Annotated in this window: 13 protein-coding genes; 7 read left to right on the top strand and 6 right to left on the bottom strand. The window is 63.0% G+C overall.

Going from position 1 to position 15,929, the window contains the following annotated elements; translation table 11 throughout:
* The first annotated feature begins 119 nt into the window (after nucleotides 1-119).
* Genes hrcA through G8E03_RS03030 form a run of 3 tightly spaced genes read left to right on the top strand, consistent with a single transcriptional unit; the run spans nucleotide 120 to nucleotide 2,390 of the window.
* The gene (hrcA, locus tag G8E03_RS03020; RefSeq protein WP_166193793.1) at nucleotides 120-1,190 is read left to right on the top strand and encodes a heat-inducible transcriptional repressor HrcA; all 1,071 of its coding nucleotides are present in this window, start codon (nucleotides 120-122) and stop codon (nucleotides 1,188-1,190) included.
* Between the two features lie 23 nt (nucleotides 1,191-1,213).
* On the top strand, nucleotides 1,214-1,771 hold the full coding sequence (gene grpE, locus G8E03_RS03025; protein ID WP_166188542.1) for a nucleotide exchange factor GrpE: 558 nt from the start codon (nucleotides 1,214-1,216) through the stop codon (nucleotides 1,769-1,771).
* A 10-nt stretch (nucleotides 1,772-1,781) separates the two neighbouring features.
* Entirely contained in the window at nucleotides 1,782-2,390 is a 609-nt protein-coding gene (locus tag G8E03_RS03030; RefSeq protein ID WP_166188544.1) for a pyridoxamine 5'-phosphate oxidase family protein, read from the top strand.
* On the opposite strand, the gene mutS is transcribed toward G8E03_RS03030, so the two are convergent.
* Nucleotides 2,387-5,029 carry a DNA mismatch repair protein MutS gene (mutS, locus tag G8E03_RS03035; protein ID WP_166188546.1) on the bottom strand — a complete coding sequence of 881 codons (2,643 nt, stop codon included), beginning with the start codon at nucleotides 5,027-5,029 and terminating at the stop codon, nucleotides 2,387-2,389. The genes G8E03_RS03030 and mutS overlap by 4 nt on opposite strands.
* A 118-nt stretch (nucleotides 5,030-5,147) precedes the next feature.
* Between mutS and G8E03_RS03040 the strand changes: the two genes are divergently transcribed.
* Nucleotides 5,148-7,406, top strand: coding sequence for an NADP-dependent malic enzyme (locus G8E03_RS03040; protein ID WP_166188548.1), 2,259 nt, complete (start codon nucleotides 5,148-5,150; stop codon nucleotides 7,404-7,406).
* Between the two features lie 110 nt (nucleotides 7,407-7,516).
* Here G8E03_RS03040 and dnaJ read toward each other — a convergent pair whose 3' ends face one another.
* From dnaJ to dnaK, 3 genes are all read right to left on the bottom strand, one after another.
* Complete coding sequence (gene dnaJ / locus G8E03_RS03045; protein WP_166188550.1) at nucleotides 7,517-8,671, bottom strand: molecular chaperone DnaJ; 1,155 nt, start codon at nucleotides 8,669-8,671, stop codon at nucleotides 7,517-7,519.
* A gap of 1 nt (nucleotide 8,672) precedes the next feature.
* On the bottom strand, nucleotides 8,673-9,812 hold the full coding sequence (locus G8E03_RS03050) for a glycosyltransferase family 4 protein (protein WP_166188552.1): 1,140 nt from the start codon (nucleotides 9,810-9,812) through the stop codon (nucleotides 8,673-8,675).
* Nucleotides 9,813-9,883: 71 nt separating this feature from the next.
* Nucleotides 9,884-11,806: a molecular chaperone DnaK gene (dnaK, locus tag G8E03_RS03055; protein ID WP_166188554.1), complete on the bottom strand. Its 1,923-nt coding sequence runs from the start codon at nucleotides 11,804-11,806 to the stop codon at nucleotides 9,884-9,886.
* Between the two features lie 262 nt (nucleotides 11,807-12,068).
* Between dnaK and G8E03_RS03060 the strand changes: the two genes are divergently transcribed.
* A complete protein-coding gene (locus G8E03_RS03060) occupies nucleotides 12,069-12,722 on the top strand; it encodes an alpha-ketoglutarate-dependent dioxygenase AlkB family protein (RefSeq protein WP_166188556.1) in 654 nt (217 codons plus the stop codon).
* A gap of 3 nt (nucleotides 12,723-12,725) precedes the next feature.
* On the opposite strand, the gene yciA is transcribed toward G8E03_RS03060, so the two are convergent.
* Both yciA and G8E03_RS03070 read right to left on the bottom strand, forming a co-directional pair.
* Nucleotides 12,726-13,118 carry an acyl-CoA thioester hydrolase YciA gene (gene yciA / locus G8E03_RS03065; protein ID WP_166188558.1) on the bottom strand — a complete coding sequence of 131 codons (393 nt, stop codon included), beginning with the start codon at nucleotides 13,116-13,118 and terminating at the stop codon, nucleotides 12,726-12,728.
* Between the two features lie 60 nt (nucleotides 13,119-13,178).
* Nucleotides 13,179-14,030, bottom strand: a complete 852-nt coding sequence (locus tag G8E03_RS03070) for a methylated-DNA--[protein]-cysteine S-methyltransferase (protein ID WP_166188560.1) — start codon at nucleotides 14,028-14,030, stop codon at nucleotides 13,179-13,181.
* A gap of 227 nt (nucleotides 14,031-14,257) precedes the next feature.
* Here G8E03_RS03070 and nth point away from each other — a divergent pair, with 227 nt between their 5' ends.
* Entirely contained in the window at nucleotides 14,258-14,914 is a 657-nt protein-coding gene (gene nth / locus G8E03_RS03075; RefSeq protein WP_166193796.1) for an endonuclease III, read from the top strand.
* Nucleotides 14,898-15,887 carry an adenosine kinase gene (locus tag G8E03_RS03080; protein WP_166188562.1) on the top strand — a complete coding sequence of 330 codons (990 nt, stop codon included), beginning with the start codon at nucleotides 14,898-14,900 and terminating at the stop codon, nucleotides 15,885-15,887. The genes nth and G8E03_RS03080 overlap by 17 nt, the downstream gene beginning before the upstream one ends.
* Nucleotides 15,888-15,929: the final 42 nt, after the last annotated feature.

Below are 15,929 nucleotides of genomic sequence, written 5' to 3' on the forward strand. Positions count from 1 at the left end.
CGATCTTTCCCTATAGCAGGGGGTCATATCCGTCCAGTGATGCGCCATGCGTCCGGTCCGCAGCGCAGATGGACAGTGCCGTTGACCTGACTGCATCGCGTCTCTACCTCTTTATTGACATGAATGAACCCAAGACCAGCACTTTGGACGACATGAACGAGCGGGCCCGCGCGGTCTTTCGCTCGCTGGTCGAGACGTATCTGGATACCGGGGAGCCTGTCGGATCACGCACCCTGTCGCGGGCATTGGCGCAGCCGGTATCCGCCGCGACGATCCGTAACGTGATGCAGGATCTCGAAATGCTGGGCCTTCTTGGCAGTCCGCATGTCAGCGCGGGGCGGGTGCCGACCCAGCGCGGGTTGCGGATGTTCGTGGATGGCTTCATCGAGGGCGGGGATGTGAACTCCGTCGACCGGCAGGAGATCGAGCGTGCCGTCGGGACCGACAGTGACGACATTACCGGCGCGCTGGATCGTGCGGTGGGCGTGTTGTCGGGCCTGACACGCGGTGCGTCGCTGGTGCTGACCCCGCAGGTCGAGGCGCCGATCCGGCATATCGAATTCGTCTCCCTCTCGGATGAGCGGGCGCTGGTCGTGCTGGTCATGGCCGACGGGCGGGTCGAGAACCGGCTGTTCACCCCACCGCCCGGTCTGCCGCCATCCGCGATGCGAGAGGCGGCAAACTTCCTCAATTCCATCCTCGAAGGCCGCACCGTGAGCGAGGCGCGCTCCATCGTCGAGGCGGAGATCGTCTCCCGCCGGCAGGAGCTGGACGTGCTGGCTCGCAATCTGGTCGAATCCGGCGTGGCCCTGTGGTCCGAGCAAACGGGTGACGACCGCGACCGTCTGATCGTGCGCGGCACCTCGCATCTGATCGATTCGACCGGGGCGGAGGATGACCTGATCCGCATTCGCCAGCTTTTCGACGATATCGAGCGCAAGCGCGATCTCGCCCAATTGCTCAGTTTGACCGAGGAGGGCGACGGTGTGCGGGTTTTCATCGGGTCCGAGAACAAGCTCTTTTCACTTTCGGGTTCCTCTCTGGTCGTATCTCCCTATATGAACGCTGATCGGAAGATCATCGGCGCGATCGGTGTCATCGGCCCTACGCGGCTGAACTACGGGCGCATCGTTCCGATCGTGGATTACACCGCGCAACTGGTCGGTCGTCTGTTGAAGGACGGCCGATGAAGCGCTGAGGACGGAAGTCGAATATGTCGAACGAAAATGACGTGAACGAAGAGTTCGAAGACATGCCGGACGCCGAGGGCGAACCGGACGAAAACTCGCAAGCCTATGCCGATCCCGATGCGGAGATCGACAGCCTGCGCACGGAAAACGAAGAGCTGCGCGACAAGCTTTTGCGGACCTATGCGGACATGGAAAATCTGCGCAAGCGGCTGGAGCGGGATCGCAAGGACGCGGAGATCTATGGCGGAACACGTCTGGCACGTGAATTGCTGCCGGTGCACGACAATCTGAAACGTGCGGTCGAGGCCATTACGGAGGAGCAGCGTGAGGCCGCCTCCTCGGTGATCGAGGGGATCGAGCTGACGCAGCGTGAGCTTCTCAACGCCTTTGAAAAGCACAAGATCACCCGCATCGACCCTGAGATGGGCGACAAGTTCGATCCCAAGCTGCATCAGGCGATGTTCGAGGCCCCGATGCCCGGCGTTGCCGCGGGATGTGTGCTGCAGGTGATGGCCGAGGGCTTCATGATCGGTGACCGTCTGCTGCGCCCCGCGCAGGTCGGCGTGTCCTCGGGCGGATAAGGGGGCCGCGATGGGTCGCATCACTCAGGAGGCGGCCCTTCGCGCCCTTTACGGTGAGAAAAGCGCCCGCAGCGTGGCCAAGGAGCTGCACCGGCTCGATACGCATTGCCGCACGTTCATCGCGGCCTCTCCGTTCCTCGTGATGTCCACTTCCGGGCCTGACGGGCTGGAAGTGACACCGCGCGGCGATGCTCCGGGTTTCGTGATCGTCGAGGATGACACTCATCTGCTGATCCCCGACCGGCCCGGTAACAACCGTTTGGACAACCTGACCAATCTGCTGGGCGATCCGGCCATCGGTCTGATCTTCATGATACCGGGGGTGCGCGAAACGCTGCGGGTGCGTGGCATCGCGGAAATTCATGACGATGCTGACCTGTGCGACCGCTGCGCCGCGCATGGCAAACCCGCGCTGAGCGTGCTGCGGGTGAAGGTGACGCGCGCCTATCTGCATTGCGCCAAGTCGATGCTGCGATCCGGCCTGTGGCAGCCCCAGACATGGGCCGAGCAGCGTCCGGTGCCCACGATGGGCCAGATGATTGCCGACCAGACCGGCACTGACGATCAGCCTGAGAGCGAGGAGCAGATGCTCGCCCGCTATGCCAAGGCGCTGTACTAGGGGGTCTCGTTCGGCATCAGACCCTTGAGTTCATAGATCAGATCCAATGCCTCGCGCGGGCTCAACCCGTCGGGCAGAATGTCCGCCAGCCTGCTTTCGACCCTGGATTCCGTCTTGGCGGGTTGGGGCGCGGGGGCGGGTACGGCGAACAGGGGAAGGTCGTCGATCAGGGTCTTTGTCTTGCCGCCCTGTTCGCGTTCGCCCTTTTCGAGGATGTCCAGAACGCTGCGCGCCCGCTCCACCACGGCAGCGGGCAAACCGGCCAGCCGTGCGACCTGAACGCCATAGGACCGATCCGCTGCGCCCTCACGCACCTCATGCAGGAAAACAACGTTCCCCTCCCACTCACGCACGGCGACGGTGGCGTTGGATACGCCGTCCAGCTTGCCTGACAGGGCTGTCATCTCATGGTAATGCGTGGCGAACAGGGCACGTGCACCGTTGACGTCGTGCAGATGCTCCATCACCGCCCACGCAATGCTGAGGCCGTCATAGGTCGCCGTTCCGCGTCCGATCTCATCCAGAATGACCAGCGCACGCGGGCCGGCCCGGTTCAGGATCGCTGCCGTTTCCACCATCTCCACCATGAAAGTCGACCGGCCCCGCGCCAGATCGTCCGCTGCGCCGACCCGCGAAAACAGCTGATCGACCAAGCCGATATGGGCCGAGGCGGCAGGCACGAACGCGCCGATCTGCGCCAGCAGCGCGATGATCGCGTTTTGCCGCAGCCAGGTCGATTTACCCGCCATGTTCGGACCTGTCAGCAGGACGATGCGCGCCGCCTCGTCCCCCTCCGCGCTCAGATCGCAATCATTGGGAATGAACTCCGGTCCGCCCTGTCGGCGCAGGGCGCGCTCCACCACGGGATGACGCCCGCCGACGATGGCGAAGCTGCGCGACATGTCCAGCACGGGGCGGGTCCAGTCGCTGTCCACGGCCAGTTCCGCCAGCCCTGTCGCTACGTCCAGTTCCGCCAGCGCCCGCGCGGCGGTGTTGATCGCGGCCCCGTCCGCCAGCACGGCCTCACGCATGCGGGCGAACTGTTCCAGTTCCAACTCCAGCGTGCGCGCGCCCGCATTGAGGATGCGCGTTTCCAGTTCGGACAATTCGACAGTGGTGAACCGCACTGCATTCGCCGTGGTCTGACGGTGGATGAAGGTGTCTGACAGCGGTGCGGACAGCATCTTTTCCGCATGGGTGGCGGTCGTTTCGATGAAATAGCCCAGCACGTTGTTATGCTTGATCTTCAACGCGGTGATGCCTGCGATCTCAGCATATTTCGCCTGCATCGAGGCGATGACACCGCGCCCCTCGTCGCGCAGGGTGCGCGCTTCGTCCAGATCGACATCCACGCCCTCGGCCACGAAACCGCCGTCGCGTTTCAGTAAAGGCGGCTCGGCCACCAGCGCGGCGTTCAGCAAATCGGCGCAATCGGGCAGGGTGGCCAGCGCCCGCGCGGCCTGCGCCACCTGATCAGGCAGTTCGCCGCTCAGGGCGTGTGCCACCCGTTCGCCTGCGCGCAACCCGTTTCGGATGGCGGCGAGGTCGCGCGGCCCGCCACGGTCCAGCGCCAGCCGCGTCAGCGCGCGATCCATGTCCGGGGCCTGCCGCAAGGCCTCACGCAAATCGGCGCTCAGCGTGCGATCCTCGACAAAGGCCTGCACCGCATCCAGCCTGCCCCGTATGGTTTCCAGATCGGTTGAGGGGGCGCACAGCCGCGTTTCCAGCAAGCGTGCACCCGCGCCTGTTACCGTACGGTCGATGGCGGTCAGCAGGCTGCCCTCACGCCCACCGCTGAGCGCGTGGGTCAGTTCCAGATTACGCCGGGTCGCAGCGTCGATCTGCATCGCGGCGCCCTGATGCTCCTGCACCGGGGGGCGGATCAGGGGCAGGCGGCCCTTTTGCGTGATGTCCACATAGTCGATCAGCGCGCCGAGCGCCGCAAGCTCCGCCCGGTCGAACTGCCCGAACCCGTCCAGCGAGCCGGTGCCGTAGAGGGTTTCCAACCGGGTTCGCGCGGCCTCACTGTCGAAGCTGGCACGGCCCAGCGGCGTGACGACGGCGGGGTCCTCATCCAGGGCGGGGGGAACCTCGCCCTCCACCACCAGAACCTCACGCGGGCCGGTGCGGGCCAGCATCGGGCCCAACGTCACCAGCGGGCAGCGCGCGACGTGCAGTTCGCCGGTGCTCAGGTCCAGCCAGGCATAGGCCCCGGCATCGCGTACCTGGGCATAAGCGGCCAGATAATTGTGCCGCCGTGCGTCCAGCAGGGTATCCTCGGTCAGGGTGCCGGGCGTGACCAGTCGGACGACCTCACGCTTGACCACAGCCTTGTAGCCGCGTTTCTTCGCCTCCGCCGGGCTTTCCATCTGATCGCAGACGGCGACGCGGAACCCCTTGCGGATCAGGGTCAGCAGATACCCCTCCGCCGCGTGCTGCGGCACGCCGCACATCGCGATGTCCTTTCCTTCGTGCTTGCCACGTTTGGTCAGCGCGATGTCGAGCGCCGCCGCCGCCGCGACCGCATCGTCAAAGAACATCTCGTAGAAATCGCCCATCCGGTAGAACAGCAGCGCATCGGGGTACTGGGCCTTGATCTCCAGAAACTGCGCCATCATCGGCGTCGCGGTATTCGACATTCCGGCCCCCTTCGCTTGGTCGAACTGTCCTAACGTGCCGTCGGAGTGGCGAAAAGCCTTTGTGCGCCCGCCGTGGCCCGCTAAACGTGTCGAAAAGCAAAATTCAAGGGACAGGTGGATGACCAGGAATACACGGATAACGGATGAGGACGCGCTGGCATATCACCTGGCGCCCACGCCGGGTAAGCTGGAGGTTCGCGCCTCTACCGCGATGACGACGCAGCGCGATCTCAGCCTTGCCTATTCGCCCGGCGTTGCCGTCCCGTGCGAGGCGATCGCCAGAGACCCCGCGCTAGCCTATGACTATACCACCAAGGGCAACATGGTCGCCGTTATCTCGAACGGTACGGCGGTTCTGGGGCTGGGCAATCTGGGCGCGCTGGCGTCCAAGCCGGTGATGGAGGGCAAGGCGGTGCTGTTCAAACGCTTCGCCGACGTGAACTCCATCGACCTCGAACTGGATACCGAGGATCCAGAGGCCTTCATCAACGCGGTCAAGCTGATGGGTCCGTCCTTCGGCGGCATCAACCTTGAGGATATCAAGGCCCCCGAATGTTTCATCATCGAGCAGCGGTTGAAGGAGGAGATGGACATTCCCGTCTTTCACGACGACCAGCACGGCACCGCCGTGATATGTGCCGCCGGTCTGATGAACGCGCTGCGGATTTCCGGCAAGAAGATCGAGGATTGCAAGATCGTGCTCAATGGCGCCGGTGCCGCCGGGATCGCCTGTATCGAATTGATCAAGGCGATGGGGGCGCGCCACGACAATTGCATCGCCTGCGACACGAAAGGCGTCATCTATCAGGGTCGGACCGAGGGGATGAACCAATGGAAGAGCGCCCACGCCGCCCATACCGATGACCGCACGTTGAAGGACGCGATGCACGGGGCCGACGTGTTCCTGGGCGTATCGGTCAAGGGTGCCGTAACGGCGGAGATGATCGCCAGCATGGCGCAGAACCCGGTGATCTTCGCCATGGCCAACCCCGACCCGGAAATCACGCCGGAGGAAGCGCATGCCGTGCGGGAGGACGCCATCGTCGCCACCGGGCGGTCGGATTATCCCAATCAGGTCAACAACGTGCTGGGTTTTCCCTACCTGTTTCGCGGTGCGCTCGACATTCACGCCCGTGCCATCAACGATGAGATGAAGATCGCCTGTGCCGAGGCCTTGGCCGATCTGGCGCGGCAGGACGTGCCGGACGAGGTGGCGATGGCCTATGGGCGCAAGCTGCAATTCGGGCGCGATTACATCATCCCCACACCCTTCGACCCGCGCCTGATCCACGTGATCCCCCCGGCCGTGGCCAAGGCGGGAATGGATACGGGCGTCGCGCGACGTCCGATCATCGACATGGACAGCTATGAACTGGCGCTAAAATCCCGGCTGGATCCGACGGCATCGGTGCTCGACGGCCTGTTCAACCGGGCCCGCAGGGCGCAGGCGCGCATGATCTTCGCCGAGGGGGATGACGAACGTGTGGTGCGCGCGGCGCTGACCTATCGCCGCTCCGGCCTCGGGCAGGCGCTGGTGGTCGGACGGCGCGATGAAATCGCCGCCATGCTCGAAGCGTCCGGTCAGCCCGATGCGATTGATGAGATCGAGGTGGTGAACGCGGGCACCGTCGACAATCTGCAGCAGATGGCCGACTACCTGTACGCGCGGCTGCAACGCAAGGGGCTGGACCAGCGCGATTGCTACCGCCTCGCCAGTCGGGACCGGCACGTCTTTGCGGCGCTGATGCTGGCGCATGACATGGCGGACGGCATGGTAACGGGGGCCACGCGGAAAAGCGCGCAGGTCCTGTCGCAGATCGGCCTGGTGTTCGATGCGACTGCGGCGGATGGCGCGGTGGGAATCTCCGCGATCCTGCATAACGGGCGTCTGATCCTGATCGCGGACACGCTGGTTCACGAATGGCCGGAACGTGAGGACCTCGCCAATATCGCGGAGCAGGCCGCGAAGGTTGCCCAGTCGCTGGGTCTGGAACCACGTGTGGCGTTCTGCTCGTTCTCCAATTTCGGCTACCCTGTGTCCGAGCGGGCGGAGAAGATGCACCACGCGGTCGAGGCGCTGGACGCGCGAAATGTCGATTTCGAATATGATGGCGAAATGACCGTGGATGTCGCCCTGAACGCCGACGTGATGCGGCAATACCCATTTTGCCGCCTGTCCGGCCCAGCGAACATCATCGTGGTTCCGGCGCGCCATTCCGCGTCGATCTCCGTCAAGATGATGCAGGAACTGGCGGGTGCTACGGTGATCGGGCCGATCCTCAGCGGGATCGACCGTCAGGTAAAACTGACATCGACCACCGCCACGGTCAGGGACATCCTGCACATGGCGCTGATGGCGGCCTGTCGTGTCGGCTGATCGTCCGGGCGGTGGGCTGTAGCTGCCCCCCTGAAGCAAAGGATCCCTAAAGCGAAAACGCCCGCGCGGGATGCACGGGCGTCTTCAGATTTCGCAAAAGGCGCGGCGGATCAGCCGGTGCCGCGCATCCCGTCCCAGAATCCTTTGACCTTGGACAGGAAGTCCTCGCTGTCCGGGCTGTTCTTGACGCTTTCCGCGTTGAACTCGGACAGCAATTCCTTTTGCCGGGCCGTCAGATTGACCGGCGTTTCCACGGCCAACTCGATATAGAGATCGCCGACACCCTGACCGCGCAGATGCGGCATACCCTTGCTGCGCAGCCGCAACTGCTTGCCCGATTGCACACCGGCGGGGACCTTCACGCGGCTGCGGCCGCCATCCAGATTAGGGGCCTCGATATCGCCGCCCAGGGCCGCAGTCGCCATCGGCACGGGAATCCGGCAGAACAGGTTGACGCCATCGCGTTCGAAAATCGGGTGGCTGGCAACTTCGATGAAGATATAAAGATCGCCCGACGGTCCACCGCGCAGGCCTGCCTCGCCCTCACCAGCCAGACGTATCCGCGTGCCGGTCTCGACCCCCTTGGGGATATTGACGGTCAGCGTGCGTTCCTTCTCGACCCGGCCGGCGCCGCCACAATTGCGACAGGGGTTCTTGATGATCTGGCCGCGGCCTTCACAGGTCGGACATGCCCGCTCGATGGTAAAGAAACCCTGCTGCGCGCGGACCTTTCCCATGCCTGAACAGGTGGGGCAGGTCGCGGGTTCCGCGCCGCCCTCCGCGCCGGTGCCCTCACACACATCACAGGTGGAGGAACCGGGAACGGTGATGCTCGCCTGCTTGCCGGCGAAGGCTTCCTCAAGCGTGATGCGCATGTTGTAGCGCAGATCGGAGCCGCGCGTGGCACGTTGCCCGCCCCGGCCACCGCCGCGCTGCCCGCCCATGAAATCGCCGAAAAGATCGTCGAACACGTCCGAGAACGCGGAGGAGAAGTCCGCCCCGCCCTGCGCGCGACGTCCGCCGCCGCCGCCCATGCCGCCCTCGAAGGCAGCGTGGCCGTAGCGGTCATAGGCGGCCCGCTTCTCAGGATCCTTCAGAACGTCATGCGCTTCGTTCGCCTCCTTGAACAGCCCCTCGGATTTGGGGTTGTCAGGATTGCGGTCGGGGTGATGTTCCATCACCTTCTTCTTGAACGCTTTCTTGATTTCAGCCTCGGTCGCGCCCTTGGACACGCCCAGAACCTCATAATAGTCACGTTTTGACATATCAGGTGTCTTTCCCCTTGAAAGGATCGTTCCGTCCTACCTGCAAGCTGACATCACGGCGAGCTTGAAGTCCTGCAACGGCGAGAATTTCACCGATCTTGTTCTTCCAAAGCGCGGCCTTGCCATGTTCGCGCGCCGCGTTGGAAAATTTCTGTGCGTTGCTGTTGTCGGAAAGTATTTTACGAATGGCCTCGACGATCTCGTCAAGACTGTTGCCGTCTACGATGTATCCGGTTTTATCGGAAATGACTGCCTCGGGGGCGCCACCCTGATTTCCAGTGATGCTGGCCAGGCCGTGCAATGCGGCTTCGAGATAAGTAATCCCGAAACCTTCACGTTCCTGCCCGATCTGCCGACCCGGTTGTGCAAAGAGGTTTGCGGATTCGAACAATGCCGTTTTGCGTCCGCCCTCTACGCGGCCGGTGAAAACGACATGATCGCGAACGCCCAAATCCTCGGTGAGCTTGCTGAGCCTGGCGTGATCTTCTCCATCCCCGGCGATTACCAGTTTGATACTGGGAAATTCCGAGACAAGTTTTGCAATGGCCCGGATCGTTTGATCGTGACCTTTCAGAGGTATAAGGCGCGACAGGGAAAGAATATGCGCGGTTGAGGATCCGAACTGCTTCTCGGCCCAATCCCGGTCATCCTTGCTGGACGGCGCAGGTTCCTGCACGGGAGGGTTTATGACCTGAACAGTTGTGCCTTCCGGGATCATCCCGTCAGCTCTTCTACGTGTTTCATCGGAAACGCATATCAAAGCAGATGCCCACTGCAATGCCGTATGTATACGATCCGATTTCGACGCCTTGAATTCATTCCCATGACCGAAAGTCACAACCGGGCAGAGCAATTTGCGACCAATCGCTTCGACACTTTTCCATGAACACGTGTAGATTGCCTCGACCTTGCCAGATTTTGCCAGGTGACGCAGACGAAGCGCCTTGAGCCTTTGTCTGAGCGGACGCGGGCCGCGAAACCTCTCGATCTTGTAAGGTTGCAGAACATCATCACCGCGACGTCCGTCGGCCAGAACCAGCACCTCGTATCCAGCTGCAACGCATTCAGATGCAAGCCCTGACATGAGGGCTTCGATTCCACCGGATTTGGGGGGAAAGGTCTGCGCTGAAATTACAATCATGATGCTGATCCTGCCTGCAAGAAATACGGCCCGACGTATCGGGCCGCATCTCTATTCACCGCGGAGTGCGATCAGGACGCCTTCTTGTCGTCGTCATCGACATCGGTGTAGTCCGCGTCAACGACATCGTCCTCACCCATTGCATCGTCGGCGGCACGCGGTTCGCTGTCGTCCTCGCCTTCTTTCTCCTGCGCCTTGTAGATGGCTTCACCCAGCTTCATGGCGGATTCGGTCAGGTTCTGCATGGACGACTTGATCTTGCCGGTATTGTCGCCTTCCAGCGCGTCTTTGAGCTGCGCGATGGCAAGCTCGATGGCCTCGACCGTGGTGGAGCTGACCTTGTCCTTGTGCTCCTCCAGCGATTTCTCGGTGGAGTCCATCAGGCTTTCCGCCTGGTTGCGGGCCTCGACCAGTTCGCGGCGTTCCTTGTCGGCCTCCGCGTTCTCCTCGGCCTCGCGGACCATCGCCTCGATGTCCTCATCGGACAGACCGCCGCTCGCCTGAATGGTGATCTTGTGCTCCTTGTTTGTCCCCTTGTCCTTGGCGGAGACGGACACGATGCCGTTGGCGTCGATGTCGAAGGTCACTTCGATCTGCGGCAGACCGCGCGGCGCCGGGGGGATGTCCTCCAGGTTGAACTGGCCCAGGATCTTGTTGTCCGCGGCCATCTCACGCTCACCCTGGAACACCCGGATCGTCACGGCGTTCTGGTTGTCCTCGGCGGTGGAGAAGATCTGCGACTTCTTGGTCGGGATCGTGGTGTTGCGGTCGATCAGGCGGGTGAACACGCCACCCAACGTTTCGATGCCCAGGCTCAGCGGGGTCACGTCGAGCAGGACCACATCCTTGACGTCGCCTTGCAGAACACCGGCCTGAATGGCGGCGCCCATCGCGACAACCTCATCGGGGTTCACACCCTTGTGCGGCTCCTTGCCGAAGAACTTGGTCACTTCCTCGTACACCTTGGGCATACGGGTCATGCCGCCGACCATCACGACCTCGTCGATATCGGAGGTGGTCAGGCCCGCATCCTTCAACGCGGCCTTCAGCGGCTTGATCGAACGGGCGATCAGGTCGGAGACCAGGCTTTCCAGCTTGGCGCGGGTCAGCTTCATGACGAGGTGAACCGGCTGCTTGGTATCCGGGTTCATCGAGATGAACGGCTGGTTGATTTCGGTCTGCGAGGTGGAGGACAGCTCGATCTTCGCCTTCTCCGCCGCTTCCTTCAGACGCTGCAGCGCCAGCTTGTCGCCGCGCAGGTCGATGCCGTTCTCTTTCTTGAACTGATCGGCGAGGTATTCGACGATGCGCATGTCGAAATCTTCACCACCCAGGAACGTGTCGCCGTTGGTGGATTTCACTTCGAACAGGCCTTCGTCGATCTCCAGGATCGAGATGTCGAACGTACCGCCGCCAAGGTCATAGACCGCGATGGTCTTGGAGCCTTCCTTGTCGAGGCCATAGGCCAGCGCCGCCGCGGTCGGTTCGTTGATGATGCGCAGCACTTCGAGGCCCGCGATCTTGCCCGCGTCCTTGGTGGCCTGACGCTGGGCGTCGTTGAAATAGGCGGGAACGGTGATGACGGCCTTTTCGACCTTCTCACCCAGATATTGCTCCGCCGTTTCCTTCATCTTTTGCAGGATGAACGCGGAAACCTGGCTGGGGGAATATTTCTCCCCCCGTGCCTCGACCCACGCGTCGCCGTTCGGCCCCTCGACGATGTCGAAGGGAACCATGCTCTTGTCCTTCTCGACCAGCGGGTCACCGAACTGGCGGCCGATCAGACGCTTGACAGCGAACAGGGTGTTGGAGGGGTTGGTCACGGCCTGCCGCTTCGCAGGCTGGCCCACGAGGCGCTCATCCTCCGTGAAGCCGACCATGGAGGGCGTCGTGCGCGCGCCTTCCGAGTTTTCAATCACTTTCGCCTGGCTGCCATCCATGATGGCGACGCAGGAGTTAGTTGTTCCGAGGTCAATACCGATAACTTTAGACATGTTGAGTCCCTTTTCTTGGCGATTTTGGGGTCCGGGTCCTGCTCGGAGGCCCCCGCTCCCCATCCCTGCCGATCCCGCTTGTGGAACCGACCGTTACTGAACGGTGATATAGGAGCCGCTTCTTGCCGCCGCAACCATCTGGTTTGTATTGTGCATACACATGAGTGCGGGACAGGCGCGGTGACGTGTGTCGAGGTAGTTTGAGCCGCGCGAAACAAACGATCCGAACCTGTGGCGGATCGGCAGATACCGGAGGCCGCACATGGACAGGCCCGCAAAGCTGACGGTTCAGGGGTTCGACATCTACAAGAATGCGCTGTCGCGCCCGCAGCAGGAGGATTTGCGCGACGCGGTGCGTGATATCATTCGCGCCGCCCCCCTGATCCGGCCCGTAACCCCCTCCGGCAAGGCAATGAGCGTTAGGATGAGCGCGGCGGGGCGGCTGGGCTGGATCACCGATCGCGCAGGTTACCGCTATAGCGCGACATATCCCGGTGTGCGGGGCAGGGAACAGGCCGATGGGCAAGCCGGTGAACAAGAGTGGCCGCCGATCCCGGAACAAATCCTGGATATCTGGCATCACATGACAGGCATTGCCCGTACGCCCGATTGCTGCCTCGTGAATTATTACGACACCTCCGCCCGGATGGGGATGCATCAGGACCGGGACGAAGGGGATTTCGACTGGCCCGTGCTGTCGATCTCACTGGGGGATACCGCGACCTTTCGCATGGGCGGGGTGAAGCGCGGCGATCCGACCAGCAGCGTGCGGCTGGAAAGCGGCGATATCGTCGTCATGGGTGGTGCCGCGCGGCTGGCATATCATGGGGTGGACCGGATCCTGCCCGGAACCTCGACCCTGTTGCGCGACGGAGGGCGGATCAACCTGACGCTGCGCGTGGTCGATCATGGCTGAACGTCATTCCTGTGCGGGCAGGGGCCGCTTCTTGCCCGAAATATCGACCGCCACGAAGGTAAAGACGGCCTCCGTCACCTTGAGCACCTCACCGCCGGGCTGTCTGGTCACCCAGACCTCCACCCCGATGCGCATGGAGGTCGTGCCCTCGCGCAGCATATCGGCGTAGATGCTGACCAGATCACCGACATGCACAGGCTTGTGAAAGGTCATCCCCTCCACCGCGACGGTCGTGACACGACCGCGCGCGCGGGTCCGTGCCAGAACCGAGGAGCCGAGGTCCATCTGTCCCATCATCCACCCGCCGAAGATATCTCCGTTTGCGTTGGTGTCCGCCGGCATGGCGAGGGTCTGAAGCGATAGCGTGCCGCTGGGGCAGAGATTTTGTTCCGTCATGACGGCAGAATGCGCATATCGCCGGGTTGGGGCAAGCCCTATACGGGGCCTAGGTAACCCCTATGCAGCGTCATCGCGCGCATCCGCCCGCGCGGATTCCCAGGCCAGCATCGCGCGTTTGACTGGCAAGCCCCAGTGATAGCCGCCCAGCCCGCCGGATTTGCGCATGGCCCGGTGGCAGGGGATCAGCCAACTGATCGGATTGCGCCCCACCGCGGTGCCGACGGCGCGCACGGCTGCGGGGTTGCCGATGGCCTGAGCGATTTGCGAATAGCTGGTCACGTGGCCCGAGGGGATCGACAGCAGCGCCTCCCAGACCTTGATCTGGAACGGCGCGCCGATCAGGTGCAGCCGGGCTTCGCCACCCTGCCCGAATGCGGCGCAGGCCCACCCGGCCACGGTGGTGGGTGCCTCGACGAATGTCGCGGCGGGCCAGCGGGCGCACATATCCTCGAACGCCGCGTCCCGTCCGGTTTCCGCCGCGAAGGCCATGCCGCACAGACCCCGATCGGTTCCCATTGCCAGCACCTCGCCAAAGGGGCTGTCGAACCAGCCGTAATCAATGGTCAGCCCGGCGCCGCCCCGGGCATAGTCCCCCGGGGTCATCGCCTCCCACCGCACGAACAGGTCGTGCAACCGACCCGGCCCCGACAGCCCCGTCTCGAACGTTGTGTCGAGCACGGTAAAACGGTCCTTGAGCAGATGCCGCGCGTGATCCAGCGTCAGATACTGCTGATAGCGTTTGGGGCTGATGCCGACCCAGCGGCTGAACTCCCGCTGGAAATGCGGGGCGCTCAACCCCACGGACGCCGCCACATCGCCCAATGTCGGCTGGTCGAGGCGATTATCCTCGATGTGTTTCAGGGCCCGGGCCATCAGGGCGTATTGCGCGCTGCCGCTCTCTCGTGACATGGGTTTCCCCCTCGTACCGCTGGTTCCTGGACGATCCTCGCACGAAGCACCGACCGCCAGCGACCCGAATCTTGCGGCGGGGCAGGTGGCTCCGCGTGACGTTTCGCCTTTCGGCAGGGGTTCCCCGGCCCGCCGGGCGGTTTTCGTCTCGGCTTGACGTGATATTCATGGCGCAGGGCGGGATTCTGCCTTTGATCGCAAGGGCCGGGCATGGCATGACGGTCGCCATGTCCACGCCACTTACATATTCCCAGATTGTCGAGGTCTTTACCCGGTTCCGCAACGATTGCGCGGAACCGAAGGGAGAATTGGATCACGTCAACGCCTTCACCCTCGTCGTTGCCGTCGCGTTGAGCGCGCAGGCAACCGACAAGGGCGTGAACCGCGCGACGCAGGAATTGTTCCGCATCGCGGACACACCGCAAAAGATGCTCGATCTGGGGGAGGAGGGCGTGACGGAACATATCCGCACCATCGGCCTCTACCGCAACAAGGCGAAGAACGTCATCAAGTTGAGCCGTATCCTCGTCGAGGATTTCGGCGGTGAGGTTCCATCCAGCCGCGCGGCACTGGAATCGCTGCCCGGTGTCGGGCGCAAGACGGCGAACGTGGTGCTGAACATGTGGTTCAAGCATCCCGCGCAGGCGGTCGATACCCATATCTTTCGCGTGGGCAATCGCACGGGTCTGGCCATGGGCAAGGACGTGGTCGCGGTGGAACGCGCGATCGAGGACCGGGTCCCGGCGCAATTCCAGCAACACGCCCATCACTGGCTGATTCTGCACGGACGCTATACCTGCAAGGCGCGCAAGCCTGATTGCGCGCATTGCCTCATCAACGACATATGTACCTTCGAGGACAAGATTTATGACCAAACGCTATGAAGTCGTGGGCATCGGCAACGCCGTTGTCGACGTGATCGCCCAGTCCGACGACAGTTTTCTGGAACACATGGGCATCACCAAGGGCATCATGCAGCTGGTGGAACGGTCACGGGGCGAAACCCTTTACGCCTCGATGGATGATCGGGTTCAGGCGGCGGGCGGTTCGGTGGCGAACACATTGGCGGGTCTGGGTAATATGGGGCGGTCGACGGCCTTTATCGGGCGTGTGCGCGACGATGCGCTGGGCCGGTTCTATGCCGAGGCGATGACGAATGGCGGCACGGATTTTCCCAACGCCCCGGTGGCATCGGGCGATCTGCCGACATCGCGCTCGATGATCTTCGTCAGCCCGGACGGCGAACGCTCGATGAACACCTATCTGGGCATCTCGTCCGAGGTTGGCCCCGACGATGTGGACGAAGACGTGGTGAAGGAGGCGCAGTTTCTGTACCTGGAGGGGTATCTGTTCGACAAGGATCAGGGAAAGGCCGCATTTACCAAGGCTGCACGCGCAGTTCACGCGGCGGGCGGCATGGCGGGCATCGCGCTCAGCGATCCGTTCTGCGTCGATCGGCACCGCGCCGACTTTCAGGCTCTGCTCACCAACGATCTGGACTACGTCATCGGCAATGAGGCTGAATTCAACACGTTATATGAGACGAAGGATCTGGAGGAGACGCTGAAGGCCGCCACCGCCGCCTGCCCGCTGGTCGTGTGCACACGGTCGGGTGACGATGTGATCATCATCCGGGGTGACGAACGGGTCCAGGTTCCGGTGCACCGCGTCGTCCCGGTCGATGCAACGGGCGCGGGCGATCAGTTCGCGGCGGGTTTCCTGAACGGTCTGATCACCGGGCGCAGCCTGCTCGACGCGGGCCGGATGGGATGCATCGCGGCGGCGGAGGTGATCAGCCATATGGGCGCGCGCCCCGAACAGGATCTTCGCCCGCTGTTCGATCAGGCTGGCCTCTGACCTTCGGATTTGACGAAGCCCCCGCCGGACGCGCTGGCGGGG

This window comes from Pontivivens nitratireducens, from assembly GCF_011290545.1.
Lineage (GTDB): Bacteria > Pseudomonadota > Alphaproteobacteria > Rhodobacterales > Rhodobacteraceae > Pontivivens > Pontivivens nitratireducens.

What these genes read in the sequence shown, in the direction of transcription:
- mutS (WP_166188546.1), bottom strand. Translation starts at nt 5,029, where the DNA reads ATGTCGAATACCGCGACGCCGATGATGGCGCAGTTTCTGGAGATCAAG.
- grpE (WP_166188542.1), top strand. Translation starts at nt 1,214, where the DNA reads ATGTCGAACGAAAATGACGTGAACGAAGAGTTCGAAGACATGCCGGAC.
- G8E03_RS03080 (WP_166188562.1), top strand. Translation starts at nt 14,898, where the DNA reads ATGACCAAACGCTATGAAGTCGTGGGCATCGGCAACGCCGTTGTCGAC.
- G8E03_RS03050 (WP_166188552.1), bottom strand. Translation starts at nt 9,812, where the DNA reads ATGATTGTAATTTCAGCGCAGACCTTTCCCCCCAAATCCGGTGGAATC.
- hrcA (WP_166193793.1), top strand. Translation starts at nt 120, where the DNA reads ATGAATGAACCCAAGACCAGCACTTTGGACGACATGAACGAGCGGGCC.
- nth (WP_166193796.1), top strand. Translation starts at nt 14,258, where the DNA reads ATGTCCACGCCACTTACATATTCCCAGATTGTCGAGGTCTTTACCCGG.
- dnaK (WP_166188554.1), bottom strand. Translation starts at nt 11,806, where the DNA reads ATGTCTAAAGTTATCGGTATTGACCTCGGAACAACTAACTCCTGCGTC.
- G8E03_RS03030 (WP_166188544.1), top strand. Translation starts at nt 1,782, where the DNA reads ATGGGTCGCATCACTCAGGAGGCGGCCCTTCGCGCCCTTTACGGTGAG.
- dnaJ (WP_166188550.1), bottom strand. Translation starts at nt 8,671, where the DNA reads ATGTCAAAACGTGACTATTATGAGGTTCTGGGCGTGTCCAAGGGCGCG.
- yciA (WP_166188558.1), bottom strand. Translation starts at nt 13,118, where the DNA reads ATGACGGAACAAAATCTCTGCCCCAGCGGCACGCTATCGCTTCAGACC.
- G8E03_RS03070 (WP_166188560.1), bottom strand. Translation starts at nt 14,030, where the DNA reads ATGTCACGAGAGAGCGGCAGCGCGCAATACGCCCTGATGGCCCGGGCC.
- G8E03_RS03040 (WP_166188548.1), top strand. Translation starts at nt 5,148, where the DNA reads ATGACCAGGAATACACGGATAACGGATGAGGACGCGCTGGCATATCAC.
- G8E03_RS03060 (WP_166188556.1), top strand. Translation starts at nt 12,069, where the DNA reads ATGGACAGGCCCGCAAAGCTGACGGTTCAGGGGTTCGACATCTACAAG.